The following is a 21,986-nucleotide window of genomic DNA, read 5'->3' on the forward strand; positions in this document are numbered from 1 at the left end:
CTTGGTGCTCGACCGGGGATTATTTGCCTCCAATGTGAAGCACTTCTTTCCAATAGTTGCCTATTGATTGAATTATCCCAACTACTGCCGGTAGTCTGTAACTCTGTCAAACTTCTGGATGAATGCGGGGTACCGTGGCTCAAGCTCAACAGGCCGGTTCGAAAGATCCGGTCCCGCTCTCCGCAACACTGAAACGGCTTGCTCCTTTCGTCAAGCCGATCTTCCCCCGGCTCTTTTGCGGTTTCCTCTGCGCGCTCGGCGCCGGCATTGTCGCGCTGGCCATCCCCCAGGTGCTCGCCTGGCTGGTGAATGTCGTCCTGCATCGTGATGGAGCAGCCTCGGAGGTGTGGCTCTCTGTTGGCATCGTTGCCGCATTGGGCCTTGTCGAAGCCCTGCTGATCTTCCTGCGCCGCCAATTCGTGCTGAATCCCGCAGCCGGCCTTGAAGCGCAGATGCGCATCCGCTTCTACAAGCACCTGCAGCGCCTGCCCGTGGCGTTCCACGAACGCTGGGGCTCGGGGCAGCTTCTCTCCCGCTCCATGTCGGATCTCTCCTTGTTGCGCCGCTGGCTCGCATTCGGCGCGATGATGCTGGTCGTTGAAACCGTCACCGTCATCACCGGGCTGGTGCTGATGTTCACCCATTCATGGATCCTGGGACTGCTCTACCTGCTGGGATCCATCCCGATTGCCATCAAGGCCTACCGTTTCCGCAACGACTACCGGGCTGCCAGCCGCCGCAGCCAGGACCAGGCTGGCGACCTGGCCACCGCGGTGGAAGAATCCGTGCACGGCATCCGCGTCATCAAGGCCTTCGGCCGCGGGCCGCATGTCTACGCGGGCTTCAGCGCCCAGGCAAAGTCCCTGCAGGAAACCGAAATAACCAAGGCCAAGACCCTGGCCAGCTTCCTGCTCACCGTCGTTGCGGTGCCCGAAACCATTCTGGGCATCGGCCTGCTCATCGGCATTGCCCAGGTCGCCAACGGCACGCTGAGCGTCGGCTCGCTGGTGGCCTACTTCGCGATCGCCGCGGTCATCGCCGGCCCCGTCGAGGGCATGGGAATGCTGCTGGGCATGACGCTGAGCACCAAAACTGCGCTGGACCGCCACTTCGAGGTCATGGATTCAATCAATGACATCGATTCCCCCGCGCAGCCCCGGGTCCCTGCAGAACGCGATGGCAGCGTGAAGCTGGAGCATGTGCGCTTCGCCTACCCGGATACCGCCGGCACCCACCGGCCGATCCTGGCCGACATCAACCTGGAGATCCGTCCCGGGGAAACCATGGCCCTGGTCGGCATCACCGGTTCAGGCAAGTCCACCTTGCTGAATCTGGTTCCGCGCCTGCATGAAGCGACCGCCGGCGAGGTGCTCATCCACGGACAGGACGTCAAGGACTGGGACCTCCAGGAACTGCGAACCGAGATCGCCGTGGCTTTCGAGGACACCACCTTGTTCTCCACCTCCATTCGCGGCAACGTGCTGCTCGGCGCCCCGGAAAACCTGGATGAGCAGCAGCGCGAAGCCCTGCTCTCCGAGGCCCTGGACGTCGCCCAGGCGCAATTCGCCTACGCGTTGCCCGAAGGCGTAGACACCTTGATCGGCGAAGAAGGCCTGTCGCTATCGGGCGGGCAGCGCCAGCGCATCGCCTTGGCCCGCGCCATCGCAGCGCGTCCGAGCGTGCTGGTTCTCGACGATCCGCTGTCCGCCCTGGATGTGCGTACCGAGGAACTGGTCACCGAGAGGCTGCGCCAAGTCCTGGCCGGAACCACCACGCTGATCGTGGCCCACCGGCCCTCGACCGTGATGCTCGCCGACCGCGTGGCGCTGCTGCGCGATGGCCGCATCGACGCGGTGGGAAGCCACGCCCACCTGTTGAGCACCAATGAGCATTACCGATTCGTCATCGCCAGCCTGGATGACGAAGACCAGCCAGCCACCGTGGAGGTCTCCCGATGAGCAAGCCACTGGGCGTCGCCAATGAAGACGCCATCAAGCTCTCTGCCGCCGAACGCAAGGTCGTGCGGCAACGTTCCTTCCGGTTGCTGGCCTCGCTGGCCGTGCCGCAGAAGAAGCTGTTCGTCCTCACCGTGGTGCTGGTGCTGTTCTCCAACGCGGCACGCGTGCTGCTTCCGGTGCTGATCGCCTTCTCGATCGACTGGACCCTGCCGCAGGTGCGCGAAGGCAACTGGGGCGCCCTGGGGATGACCGGGGCCGGATACATCGTGTGCGCCGTGCTCAGCGGCGTGCTGCTCTCCTGGTACATCACCAGCGCGGCGAAGATCTCCCAGGCGATGCTCCTGGATCTGCGCCAGCAGGTCTTCCGCCACACCCAGCGGCTGAGCCTCGAATTCCACGAGAACTACACCTCCGGGCGGATCATTTCCCGGCAGACCTCCGATCTGGAAACGCTGCGCGAGCTGCTCGATCAAGGCGTCTCGGAACTGGCCTCCTCCTGCGTGTTCGTGGTCTTCACCCTGGTCTCGATTTTCTTCCTCGACTGGCGCAGCGGCCTGGTGGTCTGCGTGGCCGCCCTCCCGGTAGTGATCCTCTTCTTCTGGTACCAGCGCCGCTCCGAGCTGCTCTACCGCGAATCCCGCGTGGTCTCGGCCAAGGTCATCTCCACCTTCGTGGAAACCATGACCGGCATCCGCGCGGTCAAGGCCTTCCGCCGCGAGGAAGCCAACGACGCGAACTACTCGGATCTCGCGGAGCAGTACCGGGTGAACTCGGTGCGTTCCTTCAACCTCTTCGGCGTCCTGCAGCCGGGACTGGTCCTGATCGGCAACCTGACGGTGGCGGCATTGCTCGCCTACGGCGGATTCCGCATCATCGACGGCACCATGCAGGTCGGTGCGATGGTGGCCATCCTGCTGGCCTCCAAGCGCCTGTTCCAGCCAGTCGAGCAGATCGCCATGTTCTATTCCTCGCTGCAGTCGGCCACCGCCGCCCTGGAGAAGGTTTCGGGGCTGCTGGAGGAAGAACCGACAGTGCGCGAGCCTGCGGCCCCGCGCACCATCCGCAAGGTGGCCGGCGAGCTGGTCTTCAAGGACGCGGTCTTCGGCTACGGCGAGGGCCCGGTGATCATGGAGGAATTCGACCTGCGGATCCCGGCGGGCCAAACGGTGGCGGTGGTAGGCCAGACCGGTGCCGGCAAATCCACCCTAGCCAAGCTCATTGCCCGCTTCTACGACCTGCGTTCGGGCACCTTGGAACTGGATTCGGTGCCGATCAACGAGCTGTCGAACAAGGAACTGCGCCAGCACGTGGTGATGGTCACCCAGGAGGCGTTCCTCTTCTCCGGATCGGTGGCCGAGAACATCGCGCTGGGCCGGCCGGGCGCCTCCCCGGAGGATATCGAGTCCGCCGCCCGCGCGGTCGGCGCCCACGAGTTCATCATGGACCTGCCCGAGGGCTACGGCACCGACGTGAACAAGCGAGGCGGACGGGTCTCGGCCGGCCAGCGCCAGCTGATTTCCTTTGCCCGCGCCTTCCTGGCCGATCCGGCGGTGCTGATCCTTGATGAGGCCACCAGCTCCCTGGATATCCCTTCGGAACGGGCCGTGCAGCGCGGACTGCAAACCCTGCTGGGCAACCGCACCGCGCTGATCATCGCGCACCGCCTGTCCACCGTGCAGATCGCGGACCGCGTGCTGGTGGTCCACGATGGAAAGATCACCGAGGACGGCACCCCAGCGCAGCTGATTGCCGATGAAGGACGCTTCGCGGCCCTGCACAAGGCCTGGAAGGACTCGCTGGTCTGATCCCGCCCAGGACAGCGCAAAGCCCTCCGCAGATCACTTCGATCAGCGGAGGGCTTTGCCGTGCGTGGTTGTTCTTCGCCTGCGCCTAGGCGCTGAAGACCTGGCCGGTGAGCCGTTCATAGGCCTCGATGTAGCGGGCACGGGTCTTCTCGATGATTCCGGCTGGCAGCTGAGGAGGTTCTTCGCCCGAGTTCTTGTCCCAACCCGATTCGGCGGAGGTCAGCCAGTCGCGGACGAACTGCTTGTCGAAGCTGGCCTGCGCCTGGCCCGGCTTGTAGGATTCGGCATCCCAGAAACGCGAGGAATCCGGGGTCAGCACCTCATCGCCCAGGGTGATCTCGCCGGTGGCCGGATCAGCTCCGAACTCCACCTTGGTATCGGCCAGGATGATGCCGCGCGCGCGGGCGATCTGCTCGGCCTGCTCGTACAGGGCCACGGTCTTCTCGCGCAGCGCCTCGGACACTTCGGCGCCAACGCGTTCCACGGTCTGCTCGAAGGAGATGTTCTCGTCGTGCTCCCCCACCTCGGCCTTGGCCGATGGGGTGAACAGCGCCGGTTCCAGGCGCGAGCCATCCACCAGTCCTGCCGGCAGTGGCAGCTCGCACACGGTCTGCGAGGCCTTGTACTCGGCCAGGCCCGATCCGGTCAGGTATCCGCGGGCGATGCACTCGATCGGGTACATCCCCAGCTTCTTGCACACCATCGCGCGTCCGGCCACCTCGGCTGGAACATCGGTGGAGATGACATGGTTGGCGAAGTCGCCCAGCTGCTCGAACCACCACAGGCTGAGCTGGGTGAGCACCTTGCCCTTGTCCGGGATTTCGCTGGCCAGCACGAAGTCGTAGGCGCTGATGCGGTCGGAGGCCACCACGAGGACACGGTCGGTGCCTTCGAAGCTGGAGCCCGCAGGCACGTACAGGTCGCGTACCTTGCCCGAGTAGTAATGGTCCCAACCTTCTAGGTCGAGCACTTCGGTCTGGAATCCTGCCATGAGTTCTGTAGTCCTCTACTTGCTTTCGTTGGCGATGGCGATTTCGCCGCGTTCGGCCTTCAACGCAATGTCGGTGCGCGACTGGGCACCGTCCCAGCTGATCTCGGCAACCCCGGCGTACGCTGCGGCGCGGGCCGCCGCGAGGCCATCACCCAGGCCCACCACGGCCAGTACGCGGCCACCGGAAACAATGATGTTCCCTTCAGCATCCGCGGAAGTTCCGGCATGCATCACGTGCACGCCGTCAATTCCGTTGGCTGCCTCCAGCCCGGAGATCACCGCTCCCTTGACCGGGGTGTCCGGGTAGTTCTCGGCGGCGATGACCACATCAACTGCGGTCTGCGCGGACCAGGTCAGCTGCTCGGCATCATCGAGCCGGCCCTTGGCGGCAGCCAGCAGCACACCGCCCAGCGGAGTCTTCAGCCGGGCAAGGACAGCCTGGGTTTCCGGGTCGCCGAAGCGGGCATTGAACTCGATGACGCGGATGCCGCGCTTGGTGATCGCCAAGCCGCAGTACAGCACGCCGGTGAATGGGGTGCCGCGCTTTTCCATTTCGCGCAGGGTCGGGTAAGCGACGCGGTCCATGACCTCGTCGACGAAGCTCTCCGGCAGCCATTCCAGCGGTGAGTAGGCACCCATGCCACCGGTGTTCGGGCCTTCGTCGTTATCGAAGATGCGCTTGAAGTCCTGTGCCGGGGCCAGCGGAACAGCATGCTTGCCATCGCAGATGACAAACAGTGAAACTTCTGGGCCATCGAGGAATTCTTCGATCACTACGGTCCCGCCGGCGGCAAAGCAGGCTTCTGCGTGCTCCAGCGCTTCGTCGCGATCGCCGGTGACCACGACGCCCTTGCCGGCGGCCAGGCCATCGTCCTTGACCACATACGGCGCACCGAAGTCATCCAGCGCACTGGCGGCTTCCTCGCGGTTGGTGGCCACATGGGCCATGGCGGTGGGAACCTCAGCGGCAGCCATGACGTTCTTGGCAAAAGCCTTGGACGCTTCGAGCTGCGCGGCAGCCTGGGTCGGGCCGAAGACCGGGATCTGCGCTGCGATCAGCGCATCGGAAACACCGGAGGCCAGCGGCGCTTCGGGGCCGACGACTACCAGATCGCTGCCCAGTTCCTGGGCGAGCGCGACGACTGCGGCAGGGTCCTGCGCATCGATCGCGTGGGTGGTGACGTCCTGTGCGATACCGGCGTTGCCGGGGGCGCAATGAACTTCGTTGACGTAGGGGTCTGCACTCAGTGCACGGACAATTGCATGCTCACGGCCGCCTGGGCCAATAACCAGTACCTTCACCCGGTCGAGTTTACCGGAGATCCAGCGGGTCAACCGCGTCTATGACGCGCAGGCATTAGCCGCAGGCCCCGTCGATCTGGCCGCCCGTCTGGCACCGGGCCGCGGGGCGAATTCGGCGCCAGCAAGCCCAAAGCGCCCCCTGGAAGTCTTCGGCACAGCATCATGCCGGCATCCAACCAGCGCTGCGTTGGCTGAACTAGAGTTGGCATGGCTGGATTTCTTGGTTTTCCAGATCCACAGTAGATGCCCAGCGCACGCAAATATGACGTTTCTCCGTCATTGAGAGAAAGTGGAATTGACCCATGGCAATCAAACGGCGCGTTGATGAAACCGCTGGCCGAGCGGCCCTGCGCGAATGGTCCGGAACCACGCAGGGACAAGGAAAAATAGCCCGCCCGGTGCTCGCCACCGCGGTGCGCTTTTCGCTGGAGGAGCTGGCCTCCCGCGCCGAGGGCAACTCGGTCGAGGTACGCGTTCCGCCCTTCGGTGTGACTCAGTGCATAGCAGGTCCCCGGCACACCCGCGGAACACCCCCGAATGTGGTCGAAATGCCTGCTGAACTCTGGCTTTCCCTTGCTACTGGGCGTATCGGCTGGGCCGAGGCCTTGCAGACTGGGCAATTGCATGCTTCGGGACTTAGGGCAGACTTGTCAGCGCACCTACCACTTATTGAGTACCCTTAAGGGTATGGAGCAACACCCCGCTACCCCGTCTTCTGCCGATCAGAGTGTTGAAGTGCATATTCACTCGTCGCCCAAGTTCTGGCCGTTCATTTTGACTTTCGCGGTCCTTGGCGCGCTAGCCGGTCTCATCATTGGCCTGCTTGGCGAACCATCGCAGGATTACACCCGCACCTCGGCGTCCGGATTCTTCGCCATATTCGGTGCAGGCCTGGGCGTAGGCATCGGCGCATTGGCGTATGTGATTGTTGATCGCGTGACCTCACGCAAAACCACCAAGCATCTGGCAGTTCCTCTGGCCGAGGACACTGACTCCAGCGGACTACAAGGCTAGGCAGCTTTTCTCCTGAATTAGAAGAGCAGGCGGCCGCGCACCTGGCCGCCACCCACCACATTTTTGGTCGGTGTCGACCAACTGGAACATGAGAGAATAACCAACATGGCGCGTGGCGATGGATTCTTAAATCACGACCTGCTTCCAAGCGAAAAGGGGCCGCAGGATGAATGCGGCGTTTTTGGCGTTTGGGCTCCTGGCGAAGAGGTCGCAAAACTCACCTATTACGGCCTGTACGCCCTGCAGCATCGCGGACAGGAATCCGCTGGTATTGCCACGAGCGACGGTGCGCGTATCAACGTCTACAAGGACATGGGCCTGGTCTCCCAGGTGTTCGACGAGAATACGCTGAACTCCATGGCCGGCCAGCTGGCTATCGGCCACTGCCGCTACTCGACCACCGGTGCCAGCCACTGGGCCAATGCGCAGCCGACCTTGGGCCCGACCCAGGCCGGTACCGTCGCCCTGGCCCACAACGGCAACCTGACCAACTCCGCTGATCTGGCAGATATGGTCTCCGCCAAGCAGCAGGCCGAAGGCGGCAAGGTCCGCGGCGAACTCGCCCAGGGCAACACCACCGACACCGCTTTGGTCACCGCCTTGCTGGCCGGTTCCGAAGGCCAGTCGCTGGAAGAAACCGCGCTGGAGCTGCTGCCGAAAATCGAAGGCGCCTTCTGCTTCGTCTTCATGAACGAGGACACCCTCTACGCAGCCCGCGACCCGCATGGTGTTCGCCCGCTGGTCCTGGGCCGGCTGGACCGAGGCTGGGTTGTTGCTTCGGAGCAGCCTGCACTGGCTACCGTTGGCGCCTCGTTCATCCGCGAAATCGAACCCGGCGAAATGATCGCCATCGACGAGAACGGCGTGCGTTCCACCCGCTTCGCCGAAGCCACCCCCAAGGGCTGCGTCTTCGAATACGTCTACCTGGCTCGTCCCGATGCTGCCATTGCCGGCCGCTCGGTCTACGAATCCCGCGTGGAAATGGGCCGCCAGCTGGCCCGCGAGAACAGCGCGGACGCGGACATCGTGATCCCGGTTCCGGAGTCCGGCACCCCGGCCGCCATCGGCTACGCCGAGGAATCGGGCATTCCATTCACCCACGGCTTCGTGAAGAACGCCTACGTGGGCCGTACCTTCATCCAGCCATCGCAGACCCTGCGCCAGCTGGGCATCAAGCTCAAGCTCAATGCGCTGGAAACCGTGCTGCGCGGCAAGCGCGTCGTCGTGGTCGATGATTCGATCGTCCGCGGCAACACCCAGCGCGCGGTGGTGCGCATGCTGCGCGAGGCCGGTGCCGCCGAGGTGCATGTGAAGATCTCCTCGCCTCCGGTCAAGTGGCCTTGCTTCTATGGCATCGACTTCGCCTCGCGTGCCGAGCTGATCGCCAACGGCGCTGCCGTGGCTGAGATCGCGACCTCCATCGGCGCGGACTCCTTGGCCTACATTTCCGAAGACGGCATGATCGAAGCGACCCGCCAGCCGCGAGAGCGCCTGTGCACCGCGTGCTTCACCGGCGAGTACCCGATCGCATTGCCGAACGAGGAGCGCCGCGGCAAGAACCTGCTGGAGCGCAGCAACCAGGGCGGCTGCGAGCCAGGTCCTGATGCCGAGTTCGAAACCAACAGCTAATCCCCTCCACGATCCCAACCATCTCGTTGCAAAGGGCGCCGGACATGCGGCGCCCAGAACAGAAAAGGAACCGACTGCCATGAGCGGCAATGATCAGCAGCCAACTTCCATCACCTATGCCGGTGCCGGCGTTGACGTTGAGGCCGGTGACCGTGCCGTTGAGTTGATGAAGGGCGCGATCAAGGCAACCCACACCGCGGGCGTTGTCGGAGGGGTCGGCGGCTTCGCCGGGCTCTTCGATGTATCGTTCCTGACCGGTTACAAGAAGCCGTATCTGGCTACCTCCACCGACGGGGTGGGCACCAAGGTTGCCATCGCCCAGAAGCTGGACATCCACGACACCATCGGCCAGGACCTGGTCGGCATGGTGGTCGACGATATTGTCGTGGTGGGCGCCAAGCCGCTGTTCATGACCGACTACATCGCCACCGGCAAGGTCGTCCCGGAGCGCATCGCGGATATCGTGCGCGGCATCGCGGAAGGCTGCAAGCTGGCCGGCACCGCGCTGGTTGGCGGCGAAACCGCGGAGCACCCGGGCCTGCTGGCCGAGGACGAATACGATGTTGCCGGTGCTGCTACCGGTGTCATCGAAGCTGACCAGCTGCTGGGTCCGGAGCGCGTGCGGGCCGGCGACGTCGTCATCGGCATGGCGTCCTCGGGCATCCACTCCAACGGCTACTCGCTGGTGCGCCGCGTCATCGCCCACGCCAAGTGGGAGCTGGAACGCGAAGTTGCAGAGTTCGGCAAGACCCTGGGCGAGGAACTGCTGGTTCCGACCCGCATCTACACCACCGCTTGCCTGGATCTGGTGGGCGAACTGAACGACGGCGAGAACTTCGGCGTGCACGGCTTCAGCCACGTCACCGGTGGCGGCCTGGCTGCCAACCTGGCTCGCGTGCTGCCCCAGGGCCTGATGGCCCGTGTGGACCGCTCGACCTGGTCCCTGCCAGCAGTCTTCTCCACCATCGCCCAGCTGGGCAACGTGCCGCAGCCTGACCTTGAGCGCACCCTGAACCTGGGTGTGGGCATGGTTGCTGTTGTTGATCCAGCTGTAGCTGATCGTGCCGTAGAGCTGCTGAACAAGGCTGGCATGGGAGCTTGGGTCATGGGCGGCGTCGAGAATATCGATCCAGCGGCAGCCGATGCCGGACTGGACTACGTCCAGGGAGCCAAGGGCGTTGACGGCGGCGCAGTGCTGCTGACCGGCAACTACGCCAAGTAGTACTCGCAGGATCCGCTTCCTTGCCGATGCGCCGCACTGATTTCAGTGCGGCGCATCGGTTCTTTAACGCCATCGCCATGCGAATGGGGATGCAGGGTTGAGCGGAGCCCTCTTGCCCGGCTTCCAGGCACCTGGCAATGCTGCCAGTGGTGCTGCACCAGTGCGCGCTTCCTGCCGGGCTGAGTGCCCAGAGCAGCATTTGGCGCGCTTCATTGGTGTCCCTTGCGGGACGAAATACCGGCCTGCTAGTCCAGTTGCTTCAGGGCGTGCTCCAAAGGCACACGCCAGCGCCAGGTTGCTTTTTGTTCACCGCGGACGTGGCCGTTGGTAATCAGCGCCACCGGCAAATCCCGCTTGACGAAGTTCAACAGGATCTTGTATCCGCTCATCACCGCAAGGGAGGAGCCCAGCACCAAGAGCGATGTGGATTCCGCTTCAAGTGCCGCAATGCGTTCCTTGCGTTCAACCGGAACGTTCTCGCCGAAATACACCACATCAGGCTTCAGGGCCAGCGAGCCGCAGCTCAAGCAGGCCACCATGTTGAACCGGTCAACCAGATACTGGGGCAGCTCCACATCCCCATCGGGGTTCACCGCGCTGGGGTCGATTTCCACGGCCTCCAAATAGCCTTCGTTGGCCGCCTGCAGGCGCAGATCAAAGTCATTGCGGTTCTCGCTGTACCCGCAGTCCAGGCAGCGGACGATCGACAAGTCGCCATGGACCGGAATGACCCGTTTGGATCCGGCCTGCTGGTGCAGCCCGTCAACGTTCTGCGTAATGATGCCACTGATTTTCCCGTGCTCTTCCCACTGCACCAAGCGCTGGTGAATGTGGTTAGGCTCGGCTTTGTCCATATGGCGCCAGCCGACGTAGCCACGGGCCCAATAGCGCTGCCGGGCTTCAGGACGGAATCGGAATTCTTGATAGGTCATCGGCCGGTGGCGCTGCAATGAACCATTGGGTCCCCGGTAGTCGGGGATTCCGGAATCGGTAGAGACACCGGCTCCGGTGACCACCAGGACCCCGCCAGCGGAAAGCATGTGGCGCACCCCGGCACGCGCTTCGGCTTCCGGGGATTCAGGTGCCTGCTGCTCGACAATGCGCTGCATCGACCGGATGGCCGAATGATGCGCCATCTGGATGGATAGCTCTTCTGGAGTGCTCACGTTCCACCTAACAATTACTGGGCACGACAAAGGCCGCAACGACTAAAAGCTAATTTAGCTTAGTCGCTGCGGCTTGTCGCAAAATGTACTGAAGAGCTGTACCACTCAATGCTTAAGGTGTGGCACTCTGAGCCAAGGACTCCCGGCATCAGAAGACGAGGCTACTCGTCTTCGTCATCTCCCGAGTACTTCTTAGTCAGCTCGTCGTATTCCGAATATTCTTCGTCATACGATGAATCATTACGCTCAGTGTTCTGAGCATGATGATCGGACTGAACGCCCAACTCGCGTTCAAGTGCCGAAAGGTCAGTGGACGGCGAGTAGTACTTGATATCTCGCGCCTGACGCTGTGCTTTAGCCTTTTGACGGCCGCGCCCCATGGCGTGACCCCCTCTTTTCAGTAGAGTCGGGAGGTGGTCCACCTTGAAAAGATGAAGGCCCCCGAATATGTGATCAGTTCTTTCGTAATTAAAGGTTAACACGATTCACCGGCGAGCGCTGAATGCAACACCCTCCGAAACCGCTAGACTGTCGATTAGTCCAACGACTATGTATTGAGCCGGCGAGCGATCGCCCGACCCAACCACGAAGGAGCTCAACAGGTGGTGGAAAACAATCTGCCCGAGCCGCAGGCGGCTTTGCCGCCATTGCAGCCAGAACCGGAGAAGCCGAAGCGTCAAAGTGCCCAATGGGCCTTGATGATTGTCGCCGTTCTCGCACTGGCCGCGGCAGTGGTTTTCGTGGTGTTGAGACTAGTGGATCCCCCTGCTTCGCCAACTGCGAACAACGTGGAGCGCAACGAGAATCCAGGCCTCGACGGCATTGTTGCCACCGAGATGCCTCCAACCCAGTTGGAGCTAGGCGACTGCCTGCGCGGATTCAATTCACCACTGGATACGCAGACGGTCGTGACCTGTGATTCCTCCCACAATGCCCAGCTGATCGGCATCTTCCAGGTCACCGGCGAGGAGTACCCGGGAGCCAACGTGCTGCTCACCCAATCCGAAGACCTGTGCAAATCGGTGTCGCTGGATCCTCGTGCAGGGCTGGACTCCACATGGACCTATCACTTCTCGCGTCCCTCTGAGAGCACCTGGGGCCAGGGCGACCGCACCGTTTCATGCTTCCTGAGCCTGTCCGAGGGCGACGTCCGCAACTCGTTGCTGCCCGAGGGCGCTACGGATGGAGAGTCGGAGAACTCCGAAGAGGAGCCATCCAAGGCACAGGAGACCACCGACAGCTAAGTCTGCGTTCAGGAAAAATGGCGAGGGCATGAACGGAATTCCATCCGTTCATGCCCTCGCCATTGCCAGGCTCCTAGGCCTTCTTGGCAACTTTGAGCTTGTCGCCAACTTCGTCCAGGGTGACCCCTACGGTATCCCCGTCCTGCACCGTTCCAGCCAGGATCTCCTTGGCCAGCCGGTCTCCGATCTCGCGCTGCACCAGGCGGCGCAGCGGACGAGCGCCGTAGGCAGGATCGTAACCGGTCAGAGCCAGCCAATCGCTGGCGGCCTGATCCACCTCCAGGTTCAAGCGGCGGTCGGCCAAGCGCTGTGCGAGCAGGTCGATCTGCAGCTTGACGATGCTGCCCAGCTCTTCGATGCTCAATGGATCGAATTGGATGACCTCATCGAGACGGTTCAAGAACTCCGGCTTGAACGATGCATTGACCACGCTCATCACCGCTGACTTCTTGGCCTCGTCTTCCATGCTCTGGTCCACCAGGAACTGGGAACCCAGATTCGAGGTGAGGATCAGAATGGTATTCCTGAAATCCACGGTGCGGCCCTGGCCATCGGTCAGCCGCCCGTCATCGAGCACCTGCAGCAGGATATCGAATACTTCCGGATGCGCCTTTTCCACCTCGTCCAGCAGAATCACCGAGTACGGGCGGCGGCGCACAGCTTCGGTCAGCTGCCCGCCCTCTTCATACCCTACGTAGCCCGGAGGGGCACCGACCAGGCGCGAAACCGCATGCTTCTCCGAGTATTCGGACATGTCGATCCGCACCATCGCCCGTGGATCATCGAAGAGGAAGTCAGCCAGGGACTTGGCCAGCTCCGTCTTGCCGACACCGGTAGGACCCAGGAACAGGAAGGATCCGGTAGGCCGATTCGGGTCGGCAATGCCGGCGCGGGTACGGCGAACGGCGTCAGAGACAGCGGCAATAGCCTGCTTCTGCCCCATCAGGCGCTGCCCGATGATTTCTTCCATATCCAGCAACTTCTGGCTTTCGCCCTGCAGCATGCGCCCGGCCGGGATACCGGTCCACGCCGAGATGACTTCTGCAATGTCATCCGCGGTGACTTCCTCGGCAACCATGGTGTGCGTATCGGCCTTATCGGCTTCGGCAGCTGCCGCCGCATCCAGTTCCTGCTGCAGCGTTGGGATCTCCCCGTAGAGCAGGCGAGAGGCCTGCTCCAGATCGCCCTCGCGCTGGGCCTTGTCGGCTTGGCTGCGCAACTCGTCGAGCTTGACCTTCAGGTCGCCGACGCGGTTCAAGCCAGCCTTCTCGGCTTCCCACTGGGAGTTCAGCGCGTCCAGCTGTTCCTTCTTGTCGGCCATGTCCTTGCGCAGCGCATCCAGGCGTTCCACCGAAGCTGGATCCGTTTCATCGGACAGCGCCAGTTCCTCCATGGTCAGCCGGTCCACCTCGCGGCGCAGCTCATCGATTTCCTCCGGAGCCGAGTCGATCTCCATGCGCAGGCGGCTAGCGGCCTCATCAACCAGGTCGATGGCCTTGTCTGGCAGCTGGCGGCCGGAGATGTACCTGTTGGACAGAGTGGATGCTGCCACCAAGGCGGAGTCCGCAATGGAAACCTTGTGGTGCGCCTCGTAGCGCTCCTTCAACCCACGCAGAATGGCAATGGTGTCATCCACGCTGGGCTCGCCGACATACACCTGTGCGAAGCGGCGTTCCAGGGCGGGATCCTTCTCGATGTTCTCGCGGTATTCGTCCAAGGTAGTGGCACCAATCAAGCGCAACTCGCCGCGGGCGAGCATTGGCTTGAGCATGTTGCCCGCGTCCATGGCGCCTTCGGAGGCTCCGGCGCCGACAACGGTGTGGATCTCGTCAATGAAGGTGACAATCTGGCCGTCCGAAGCCTTGATCTCTTCCAACACCGACTTCAGCCGCTCTTCGAATTCGCCACGGTACTTGGCGCCGGCGACCATGGCGCCCAGATCCAGCGAGATCAGGGTCTTGCCACGCAGGGATTCCGGCACGTCGCCCGCGATCATGCGCTGGGCAAGCCCCTCAACTACAGCGGTTTTGCCAACGCCTGGCTCGCCGATCAGCACGGGGTTGTTCTTGGTTCGGCGGGAGAGCACCTGGACCACGCGGCGGATCTCGCGGTCGCGGCCGATGACTGGATCCAGCTTGCCCGAGCGAGCCAGGGCGGTCATGTCGGTGCCGAACTTCTCCAGGGACTGGAAGGTCGCCTCCGGATCCGGGTTATCGACCTTGCGGTCGCCGCGGATGGTGGGCAAGGTGCCCACCAGCAGTTCGCGGGTGGCCCCGAATTCGCGCAGCGCGTCGCCGGCCTTGGTCTGGTCTGACGCCAAGGCGATAAGCAGGTGCTCCGTGGAGACGTAGCTGTCCCCCATTTCTGCGGCAGCCGCCTGGGCGTTGCTCACAACCTGCAGCAGCTGTCGAGAGTACTGGGCTTGGGCCACTGAACTGCCGGAGCTGGAAGGCAATGCGTTGATGACAGCGCTTGCCTTGACCGAAAGCGCGTCGACATCCAATCCGGCGGTCTTCAGGAGGGCGACTGCGACGGAGTCGCGCTGGTCCAGCAAGGCCTTCAGCAGGTGCGCAGGTTCAATCTGCGGATTGCCTGCGGTTGAAGCGTTCATCCCGGAAGCCGAGAGAGCTTCTTGGCTCTTAGTGGTGAGTTTGGTGTCCACGCGCATCCTTTCTCTAATTGGGTGAACCCATAAACTTGAGTGTACTTAACTCAACTCTACTCGCACTCTTCGTATTCCAGCTAGAGCAAGATTTTCGAAAGATTTTCTATTTCACTTGCCCCAGAAGCAAAATCCCTTGTCACTGATGATTTACCGACTTAAGATAAGGCATGGCCAACCCGGATTCCAAGGACATTTTTCCACTGACCCACGATGATATGGTCCAAGTTTTCATCGATCAGCACCGGCAGATGCTGCTTTCCTGCACTGGCGGACTGAGTGAAGCCGAAGCCAGAATGAAGTTGGTTGAATCCAAGACCACGCTGCTCGGGCTGGTGAAACATGCGATCTTCGTGGAACGGGTCTGGTTCGGTGAAGCAGCCACCGGCCGGAGCCGTGCAGAGCTGGGCATTGCCTCTTCGCCCAGCAAATCATTCGACTTGGAGGCTTCCGACACCATCGATTCGATTCGGCACGAATATGCCCAAGCCATCGAACTGTCGCATCAAGCAGTCGAAGGCAAAACAGGAGATGACGTCTTCTCAGGCAACCGGCGTGGACCGCTGCCGCTGCGCTGGATCCAGCTGCATATGCTGCGTGAACTGGCTCAGCATTGCGGACACGCAGATATCCTGCGTGAACAAATCCTGTCGGCGCGGAAATAGCGTGCCGCCCTCAACCGGTAGACTCCGGGCATGCCATTAGAACTCCACCCGCTTCCCGCCGAAGAATTCCAGTCATGGATGGCACGAAGTACCGCCGAGTACGTTTCGGACCTTGTTGCCGCTGGCAGTTCCCAGCGCAAGGCGCAGGAAGAGGCAGACCGGGCCATGGTCCGGGCCTTTCCCACCGGATTGCCAAGTTGCACCAATGCGGTATTCACCCTGGAGCATGGCATTCTCGGCGCTGTGGGCTATGTCTGGATCGGCCACGACACCTCAGGCGATCCGGCTTCATGGTGGGTTTGGGACATAGTTGTCGATTCCGGGTACCGCGGCAAGGGGTTTGGACGCCAGACCATGAATTTGGCCGAAGAATACGCCCGTGACCACGGCGCACGTACCCTGGGGCTGAATGTGTTCGGATTCAACCAGAGCGCTCGCGGCCTCTATGAATCGCTTGGCTATGAAACCACCAGCATCAAGATGCGCAAGTCGCTCTAGCAGCGCCTACTTCCTGCCCCTAGCCCACGTTGCTCCAAGCGAATTGCATTCTTCGAATTGCTATTGACGCCTACCCAACTGCACAAAGACGAAGTACATTACAGATCATCATGACATCCACGGACACAGATTTTTCCAGAAGCACCGCATCAGGATAAGCTGGTAAAACGTAAGGGAGTATTCATAATCGTTGAATCCGTCAATACGCAGGACTTCATGGTCCTGCCGGGTTTTGCGGCCAGCCCCGGGGTCGGTGAAGAGACTTACTCAGATGCGTTCGCGCGCTACTTACGAAAGCAGGAATCCCTATGGGAGTTTCCCCTATGATTTGGGGAATCACGATTGTCGTGATTCTCGCCCTTCTGGCCTTCGACTATTTCTTCCACATCCGCAAGGCCCACGTTCCATCGCTGCGCGAAGCAGCCATCTGGTCCAGCATCTACGTTGGCTTGGCCCTCATTTTCGGTGTACTGGTGCTGGTCTTCGGCGGTATCGACATGGGTGCCGAGTACTTTGCGGGCTACATTACCGAGAAGGCCCTGTCGGTCGACAACCTGTTCGTCTTCCTGATTATCATCGCCAGCTTCCGCGTACCCCGCGAAGACCAGCAGAAAGTCCTGCTCTTCGGCATCGTCTTCTCGCTGATCGCACGTACCGCCTTCATCTTTGTCGGCGCGGCGCTGATCAACCAGTTCGCTTGGGTCTTCTACCTGTTCGGCCTGATCCTGCTGTTGACCGCAGGCAACCTGCTGAAGAAGGATGACGAATCCGATGAGGCCAACAACTTCATCATCCGGATCGCCAAGAAGCTATTCCACACTACCGACAACTATGACGGCGACAAGCTGTTCACCAAGATCGATGGCAAGAAGGTCCTGACTCCGATGCTGCTGGTCATGGTGGCCATCGGCGGTACCGATATTCTCTTCGCTCTGGATTCCATCCCTGCGATCTTCGGACTCACCCAGAACGTCTACATCGTGTTCACGGCTACCGCCTTCTCGCTCATGGGACTGCGCCAGCTCTACTTCCTGCTCGACGGATTGCTGGACCGCTTGATCTACCTGTCCTACGGGTTGGCAGCAATCCTGGCGTTCATCGGCGTAAAGCTGATCCTGCACGCACTGCACGAGAACAACTTGCCATTCATCAATGATGGCGAGCACGTGATGGTCATTGAAATCAGCACCGGCCTGTCGCTGAGCGTCATTATCGGCGTCCTGGTACTGACAATTCTCGCTTCGCTGTTCAGCAAGGCAGGCAAGGCCCAGACTGCCATCGGCAACCTGCGCCGCCATGCCAATAGCTACAACGACCTGAGCTACACCTCGGACGCGGTCGAACGCGAACGCATCTACCGCGCCTTGGTGGAGGAAGAAGCGTATGTGAAAACCATGGAAAAGAAGTACCGCGACAAGGCCAAGGACGTGGACAAGATCCGTGTCGAGGTCGCCGAAGCGCACCGCCAGCACGATGAGTACCTCAAGAGCTGATCAGGTTCGTACATAAAGAGAATGGCTGCCAACCCCATCAAGGGTTGGCAGCCATTCGCTGTCTTGGTGCAGCCTAGCGGCGAACACCGCCGATGAAATAGTCCGAAGGCACAATGACCTTGCCCAGAGGCATCAGGGAAACCGGGATCATCTTCAAGTTTGCGATCCCCAGCGGGATGCCGATAATCGAAATGAACATCGGGATCGCGGTCACCACGTGCCCCACGGCAATCCAGATACCAGCAAAAATGATCCAGATGATGTTGCCCAGGGTGGAGAACGCGCCTACCGGGCCGTTGTCGACCACGGTGCGGCCAAACGGCCACAGCGCATAGCCGGCAATGCGGAACGAGGCGATGCCGAATGGAATGGTCACGATCAGCACGCAGCAGATGATGCCCGCCAACACGTAGCCCAAGGCCAGCCACAGGCCGCCGAAAAGCAGCCAAATAATGTTGAGAATACCGCGCACTAAATCAGTCATGGTTATATTCTCTGTCTTTTGCCTGTTTTACTCCATCGGGGATCCCCCCGATTTTCTTCTAGGGGTGTCCAATCCCCTACCGTTCGGCAAGCATCGAAGCAGCTTGCTCGGCTAGGATTAATCATCATGAGCGAATCGAGCGAGCAGCAGCGCCCAGCCCACGGCACTGCCCCTAGGAACCCAGACCTTTTCCGTGCCGAGCCGGTATCCTTCGTGCGCCGCGGCAACCGCCTGCAGGGCCGCCGTGCCAGCGCCTGGGAGCGCAATGCCGATCAGTACGTCATTGAGCCGCCCCGCAAGATCGCCGACACTTCGGTTGCCGATGACTTCCAGCTCGATCCTGCCGAGGCTTTCGGACGCACCGCACCGCTGATCGTGGAGATCGGCACCGGCCTGGGCGAATGCATCGCCAACGCCGCCAAAGATGATCCCGAGCGCAACTACCTCGCCGTTGAGGTCTACCGTCCGGGCCTGGCCCAGCTGATGCTGAAGGTCGAGTCTTTCGGCATCACCAACGTCCGCGCAGTGCAGGCCAATGCACCAGAGGTTCTGGATGTCATGCTGGACGAGAACAGCGCCGATGAGATCTGGATCTTCTTCTCAGATCCATGGCACAAGCCGCGCCACCACAAGCGTCGCCTGATCAAGGCCTCGTTCCTGGACAAGGTCTCCCGCGTGCTCAAGCCGGGAGGCACCCTGCGCTTGGCCACCGACTGGTCCAACTACGCCGAGCAAATGCGCGAAGTCCTCGAAGCCCATCCGGACTTCGAGAACCAGCATCATGGCAATCTGTCCGGCACTGAGAGCAACCTGACCAAGGTGCGCCGCGAGGGCATGGAAGGCTTCGACCCCGAGCCAGAATTCACCGATGCCCAGGGTGGCTGGGCCCCGCGTTTCGAGCGCCGGATCCTGACCAGCTTCGAAGGCAAGGCGCTCAAGGCTGGTCGCCTGGTCTTCGATCTGGCGTACACCCGCATCGGCTAGTCGCCGAAATAAAGCATTGAAGAGGCCATGGAATCCCTAGGATGGATTCCATGGCCTCTTCTTCTGCGCAAAGTCTGCACTACGCCCAAGCTCCGAGAATGGACTATGCCGGGGTGCGGCTAGAACAATTGTCAATGGACCACGCCCCAGATCTGATCCAGCTCGCAGCCAACGGCCAGTTGGATGAAGCGTGGTTTGCCACCACCCCATCGGCCGAATCCATGCGCTTGGATATCCAGCGCCGCTTGGCATTGCAGGAAACTGGCGAGATGGCTCCCTTTGCGATCATCGACCTGTCCACCGGCAAAGCGGTGGGGGCCACGACTTACTTGAATATCGACGCGGCAAATCACCGCGTGGAAATCGGCTCAACGTTTCTGGCCATGCCAGCCCAAGGCACCGGGATCAATCCAGCTGCCAAGTTCATGCTGCTGCGCCGGGCTTTCGAGGAACTGGATTGCTATTCAGTGGCCTTCTGCACGCACTGGCACAATGCCGCTTCACGCGCCGCGATTGCACGGCTCGGCGCCAAGCAGGATGGCGTGCTGCGCAATCACAAATATGATCCAAAGAGCGGCACCCTGCGCGATACGGTGGTGTTCTCAATACTCCCGCACGAATGGCCTGCCGTGCGCACCCAATTGGAAGCGCGCTTGGCCCGGCACGGACGGATCTAGCGTCCGATAGCGCGGCGCGTGGTAAACAGCGTCACAGTCGGTTCACGGCGTTCAGGGCGCATGCCCCTAGCCAACGAAACGATGTCGCCTCCAGCGGTGCCCGCAGCGAAGATGCGAGATTGGCCCTGGCGTACGGCGGAAAGTTCTTGGCGAAGCCCATTGACTTCGGTTTGCAGATAGGCGACTTGATCTTGCAGGTCCAGGATGCGCTTGATGCCCTCGAGCGAGACGCCTTCCTTGCTCAAGGCCTGCACCTGGCGCAACAGCGATACGTCGCGCTGCGAATAGCGGCGTTGCTTTCCGCTCTGGCGGCTGGGCGAAACCAAACCGATGCGGTCATACTGGCGCAGCGTCTGCGGATGCATGTCTGCAAGTTGCGCGGCGACGGAAATGACGAAGACAGGTCGCAGGTACTCCCCGTTCACGTTGCTTCTACCACCTTTCTGCAAGGACCTTGGATTCGGTCCCTATTGCCTTCGAGTCTATCTTCCCTGCCCGGCCAATTCGATGACGGGGCAGGGAAAACAGCCTATTGGGTTTAGAGCCTGGCTTTGGCAGCCAAATCCACTCGTGGATCCTCGCCCTCGGTGGCTGATGCGAAGTCCTCCACGGCCTTCTTTGCAGCATCCGAGAGGTTCTGCGGAATCGCGACATCCAGGACGATCAGCAGATCGCCGGTGGCCTTGGAGGTCTTCACGCCGCGGCCCTTCAGACGCAAGGTGCGCCCTGAGTTGGATCCAGCGGGAACCTTCACCGCAACGGAATCCCCGTCCAGGGTCGGTACGTGGATCTTTGCTCCAAGCACCGCTTCAGCGAAGGTCACCGGCACGTGGATGCGGATGTTGTTCTCTTCGCGCTTGAAGAACGGGTGCTCGCTGACCTTGACCTTGACCAGCAGGTCGCCGTTGCCGGCAGCACCAGGCTGGCCCTTGCCGCGCACGCGCACCGACTGGCCGTCCTTGATGCCCGCCGGGATGCGCACGTCAATGACCTCGCCATTCTGCTCGCGCAGGCCAATGGTGGTGCCCTTAATTGATCCGGAGAAGGAAATCGTGGTGCTCGCCGTGCGGTCAGCACCCTTGCGCGGTGGTGCGCTCTGGCCGAAGCCGCCGCCACCGAAACCGCCGCCACCACCGAAGAGGTCGGAGAAGTCCGGCTGCCCGCCGCGGCCACGTGGGCCCGCTCCGCCGCCTCCGAAGAGGTTGGAGAAGATGTCCTCGAAGCCGGCTTGCCCGCCGGGGCCGCCCGGGCCGCCACCAGCAGAGAATCGCGCTCCGCCGCCCATGGCGCGGATCGCGTCGTACTGCTCGCGCTCTTCCTTGTCCGAAAGCACCGAGTTGGCTTCGGAGATGTCCTTGAATTTCTTTTCAGCGGCCGCATCACCCTGGTTGGTATCCGGGTGGTACTTGCGCGCAAGCTTGCGGTACGCCTTCTTGATGTCCGCCTCGCTGGCGTCCTTGGAGACGCCCAGAATGGCGTAAAAGTCTTTTTCGATCCAGTCCTGACTTGCCATCAGGGCCCCATCCTTTCAGTGCCAATTCGACACTGCCCACTGTCGAAGACTCGGCAGTGGGCAGTATCGATTGTGCTATTCGTGGCTATTCGCCGGTTGCTACCAGCACCTGAGCTGCACGCAGGATGATGGTTCCCTTGCGGTAACCGGTGCGCAGCACCTGTCCCACGTGGTCGGCTGGAATCTCGTCAACAGCCTGGCGAAGCAGGGCTTCGTGGATGTTCGGGTCGAATTCCACGCCGGCCTCGTTGATGCGCTCCAGGCCATGCTGAGCCAGAATTCCATCCAGCTTGTTGGCGATCGATGCGAACGGGCCGTCGGCGAGGTCGCCGTGGGCTCGTGCCGCATCGATGTCGTCAAGCACCGGAAGCAGGGTGTTGAGCACGGACTGCACGGCATTTTCACGCGCTACGGCCCGGTCGCGTTCCACGCGCTTGCGGTAGTTGACGTATTCGGCCTGCAGGCGCAGCAGGTCGTTGCGCAGTTCGGTTTCCACCGCACCGGCCTCTTCCGGCTGCGCCGAATCGGCTTCAGCGCCAGCAGCAGCTTCGTTCAGGATCGCCTCGGCCTGACCCAGGGCGTCAGCGGTTGGCTGCTCGTTGGCAGCCTCTGGCTGGTTCTCCGGCTCCTGGCCGGAGTTCTCGTTCTGGTCCTTTGCCTCGGACATATTCCTAAACTC

Annotated in this window: 21 protein-coding genes; 12 read left to right on the forward strand and 9 right to left on the reverse strand. The window is 61.7% G+C overall.

Annotated elements, in window-relative coordinates:
• Window positions 1-122: 122 nt before the first annotated feature.
• Both AAZQ98_RS16700 and AAZQ98_RS16705 read left to right on the forward strand, forming a co-directional pair.
• A complete protein-coding gene (locus AAZQ98_RS16700; RefSeq protein WP_434693872.1) occupies window positions 123-1,958 on the forward strand; it encodes an ABC transporter ATP-binding protein in 1,836 nt (611 codons plus the stop codon).
• A complete protein-coding gene (locus tag AAZQ98_RS16705; protein ID WP_434693874.1) occupies window positions 1,955-3,763 on the forward strand; it encodes an ABC transporter ATP-binding protein in 1,809 nt (602 codons plus the stop codon). Before AAZQ98_RS16700 ends, AAZQ98_RS16705 begins: the two co-directional genes overlap by 4 nt.
• Window positions 3,764-3,848: 85 nt before the next feature.
• On the opposite strand, the gene AAZQ98_RS16710 is transcribed toward AAZQ98_RS16705, so the two are convergent.
• Together AAZQ98_RS16710 and purD are read right to left on the reverse strand one after the other, a co-directional pair.
• Window positions 3,849-4,754 carry a phosphoribosylaminoimidazolesuccinocarboxamide synthase gene (locus tag AAZQ98_RS16710; protein WP_434693875.1) on the reverse strand — a complete coding sequence of 302 codons (906 nt, stop codon included), beginning with the start codon at window positions 4,752-4,754 and terminating at the stop codon, window positions 3,849-3,851.
• A gap of 15 nt (window positions 4,755-4,769) precedes the next feature.
• A complete protein-coding gene (purD, locus tag AAZQ98_RS16715) occupies window positions 4,770-6,056 on the reverse strand; it encodes a phosphoribosylamine--glycine ligase (RefSeq protein ID WP_434693877.1) in 1,287 nt (428 codons plus the stop codon).
• Window positions 6,057-6,358: 302 nt separating this feature from the next.
• Here purD and AAZQ98_RS16720 point away from each other — a divergent pair, with 302 nt between their 5' ends.
• From AAZQ98_RS16720 to purM, 4 genes are all read left to right on the forward strand, one after another.
• Window positions 6,359-6,739 carry a sterol carrier family protein gene (locus tag AAZQ98_RS16720; protein ID WP_105656988.1) on the forward strand — a complete coding sequence of 127 codons (381 nt, stop codon included), beginning with the start codon at window positions 6,359-6,361 and terminating at the stop codon, window positions 6,737-6,739.
• Between the two features lie 4 nt (window positions 6,740-6,743).
• The gene (locus AAZQ98_RS16725; RefSeq protein WP_105656989.1) at window positions 6,744-7,070 is read left to right on the forward strand and encodes a hypothetical protein; all 327 of its coding nucleotides are present in this window, start codon (window positions 6,744-6,746) and stop codon (window positions 7,068-7,070) included.
• Window positions 7,071-7,175: 105 nt separating this feature from the next.
• Complete coding sequence (gene purF / locus AAZQ98_RS16730) at window positions 7,176-8,699, forward strand: amidophosphoribosyltransferase (protein ID WP_434693881.1); 1,524 nt, start codon at window positions 7,176-7,178, stop codon at window positions 8,697-8,699.
• 79 nt (window positions 8,700-8,778) lie between these two features.
• A complete protein-coding gene (gene purM, locus AAZQ98_RS16735; protein WP_332485915.1) occupies window positions 8,779-9,921 on the forward strand; it encodes a phosphoribosylformylglycinamidine cyclo-ligase in 1,143 nt (380 codons plus the stop codon).
• A gap of 245 nt (window positions 9,922-10,166) precedes the next feature.
• Here the strand turns inward: purM and AAZQ98_RS16740 are convergent, their stop codons facing one another.
• A complete protein-coding gene (locus AAZQ98_RS16740) occupies window positions 10,167-11,057 on the reverse strand; it encodes a Sir2 family NAD-dependent protein deacetylase (protein ID WP_434693965.1) in 891 nt (296 codons plus the stop codon).
• 191 nt (window positions 11,058-11,248) lie between these two features.
• Window positions 11,249-11,467: a DUF3073 domain-containing protein gene (locus AAZQ98_RS16745; protein ID WP_105657086.1), complete on the reverse strand. Its 219-nt coding sequence runs from the start codon at window positions 11,465-11,467 to the stop codon at window positions 11,249-11,251.
• Between the two features lie 222 nt (window positions 11,468-11,689).
• Here AAZQ98_RS16745 and AAZQ98_RS16750 point away from each other — a divergent pair, with 222 nt between their 5' ends.
• Window positions 11,690-12,331, forward strand: a complete 642-nt coding sequence (locus tag AAZQ98_RS16750; RefSeq protein WP_434693886.1) for a septum formation family protein — start codon at window positions 11,690-11,692, stop codon at window positions 12,329-12,331.
• A 73-nt stretch (window positions 12,332-12,404) separates the two neighbouring features.
• On the opposite strand, the gene clpB is transcribed toward AAZQ98_RS16750, so the two are convergent.
• Entirely contained in the window at window positions 12,405-14,993 is a 2,589-nt protein-coding gene (clpB, locus tag AAZQ98_RS16755) for an ATP-dependent chaperone ClpB (RefSeq protein ID WP_434693888.1), read from the reverse strand.
• 170 nt (window positions 14,994-15,163) lie between these two features.
• Here clpB and AAZQ98_RS16760 point away from each other — a divergent pair, with 170 nt between their 5' ends.
• From AAZQ98_RS16760 to AAZQ98_RS16770, 3 genes are all read left to right on the forward strand, one after another.
• Window positions 15,164-15,658, forward strand: coding sequence for a DinB family protein (locus tag AAZQ98_RS16760; RefSeq protein ID WP_434693891.1), 495 nt, complete (start codon window positions 15,164-15,166; stop codon window positions 15,656-15,658).
• Window positions 15,659-15,688: 30 nt separating this feature from the next.
• On the forward strand, window positions 15,689-16,156 hold the full coding sequence (locus tag AAZQ98_RS16765) for a GNAT family N-acetyltransferase (protein ID WP_434693893.1): 468 nt from the start codon (window positions 15,689-15,691) through the stop codon (window positions 16,154-16,156).
• A gap of 308 nt (window positions 16,157-16,464) precedes the next feature.
• The gene (locus AAZQ98_RS16770) at window positions 16,465-17,649 is read left to right on the forward strand and encodes a TerC family protein (RefSeq protein ID WP_434693896.1); all 1,185 of its coding nucleotides are present in this window, start codon (window positions 16,465-16,467) and stop codon (window positions 17,647-17,649) included.
• Between the two features lie 73 nt (window positions 17,650-17,722).
• Here the strand turns inward: AAZQ98_RS16770 and AAZQ98_RS16775 are convergent, their stop codons facing one another.
• Window positions 17,723-18,133, reverse strand: a complete 411-nt coding sequence (locus tag AAZQ98_RS16775; protein ID WP_105656996.1) for a YccF domain-containing protein — start codon at window positions 18,131-18,133, stop codon at window positions 17,723-17,725.
• A gap of 126 nt (window positions 18,134-18,259) precedes the next feature.
• Here AAZQ98_RS16775 and trmB point away from each other — a divergent pair, with 126 nt between their 5' ends.
• Both trmB and AAZQ98_RS16785 read left to right on the forward strand, forming a co-directional pair.
• Window positions 18,260-19,117, forward strand: coding sequence for a tRNA (guanosine(46)-N7)-methyltransferase TrmB (gene trmB, locus AAZQ98_RS16780; protein ID WP_133833561.1), 858 nt, complete (start codon window positions 18,260-18,262; stop codon window positions 19,115-19,117).
• 98 nt (window positions 19,118-19,215) lie between these two features.
• On the forward strand, window positions 19,216-19,794 hold the full coding sequence (locus AAZQ98_RS16785; protein WP_332503335.1) for a GNAT family N-acetyltransferase: 579 nt from the start codon (window positions 19,216-19,218) through the stop codon (window positions 19,792-19,794).
• Here AAZQ98_RS16785 and AAZQ98_RS16790 read toward each other — a convergent pair.
• The 3 genes from AAZQ98_RS16790 to AAZQ98_RS16800 all read right to left on the reverse strand — a co-directional run bounded on the left by AAZQ98_RS16790 (window position 19,791) and on the right by AAZQ98_RS16800 (window position 21,974).
• A complete protein-coding gene (locus AAZQ98_RS16790; RefSeq protein ID WP_434693899.1) occupies window positions 19,791-20,219 on the reverse strand; it encodes a heat shock protein transcriptional repressor HspR in 429 nt (142 codons plus the stop codon). The genes AAZQ98_RS16785 and AAZQ98_RS16790 overlap by 4 nt on opposite strands.
• A gap of 113 nt (window positions 20,220-20,332) precedes the next feature.
• Window positions 20,333-21,307 carry a DnaJ C-terminal domain-containing protein gene (locus tag AAZQ98_RS16795; RefSeq protein ID WP_434693902.1) on the reverse strand — a complete coding sequence of 325 codons (975 nt, stop codon included), beginning with the start codon at window positions 21,305-21,307 and terminating at the stop codon, window positions 20,333-20,335.
• Between the two features lie 85 nt (window positions 21,308-21,392).
• Window positions 21,393-21,974: a nucleotide exchange factor GrpE gene (locus AAZQ98_RS16800; RefSeq protein ID WP_105657000.1), complete on the reverse strand. Its 582-nt coding sequence runs from the start codon at window positions 21,972-21,974 to the stop codon at window positions 21,393-21,395.
• Window positions 21,975-21,986 lie beyond the last annotated feature (12 nt).

Origin of the sequence: Glutamicibacter sp. Je.9.36 (genome assembly GCF_051129975.1) — a bacterium.
In the GTDB taxonomy this organism is placed as follows: domain Bacteria; phylum Actinomycetota; class Actinomycetes; order Actinomycetales; family Micrococcaceae; genus Glutamicibacter.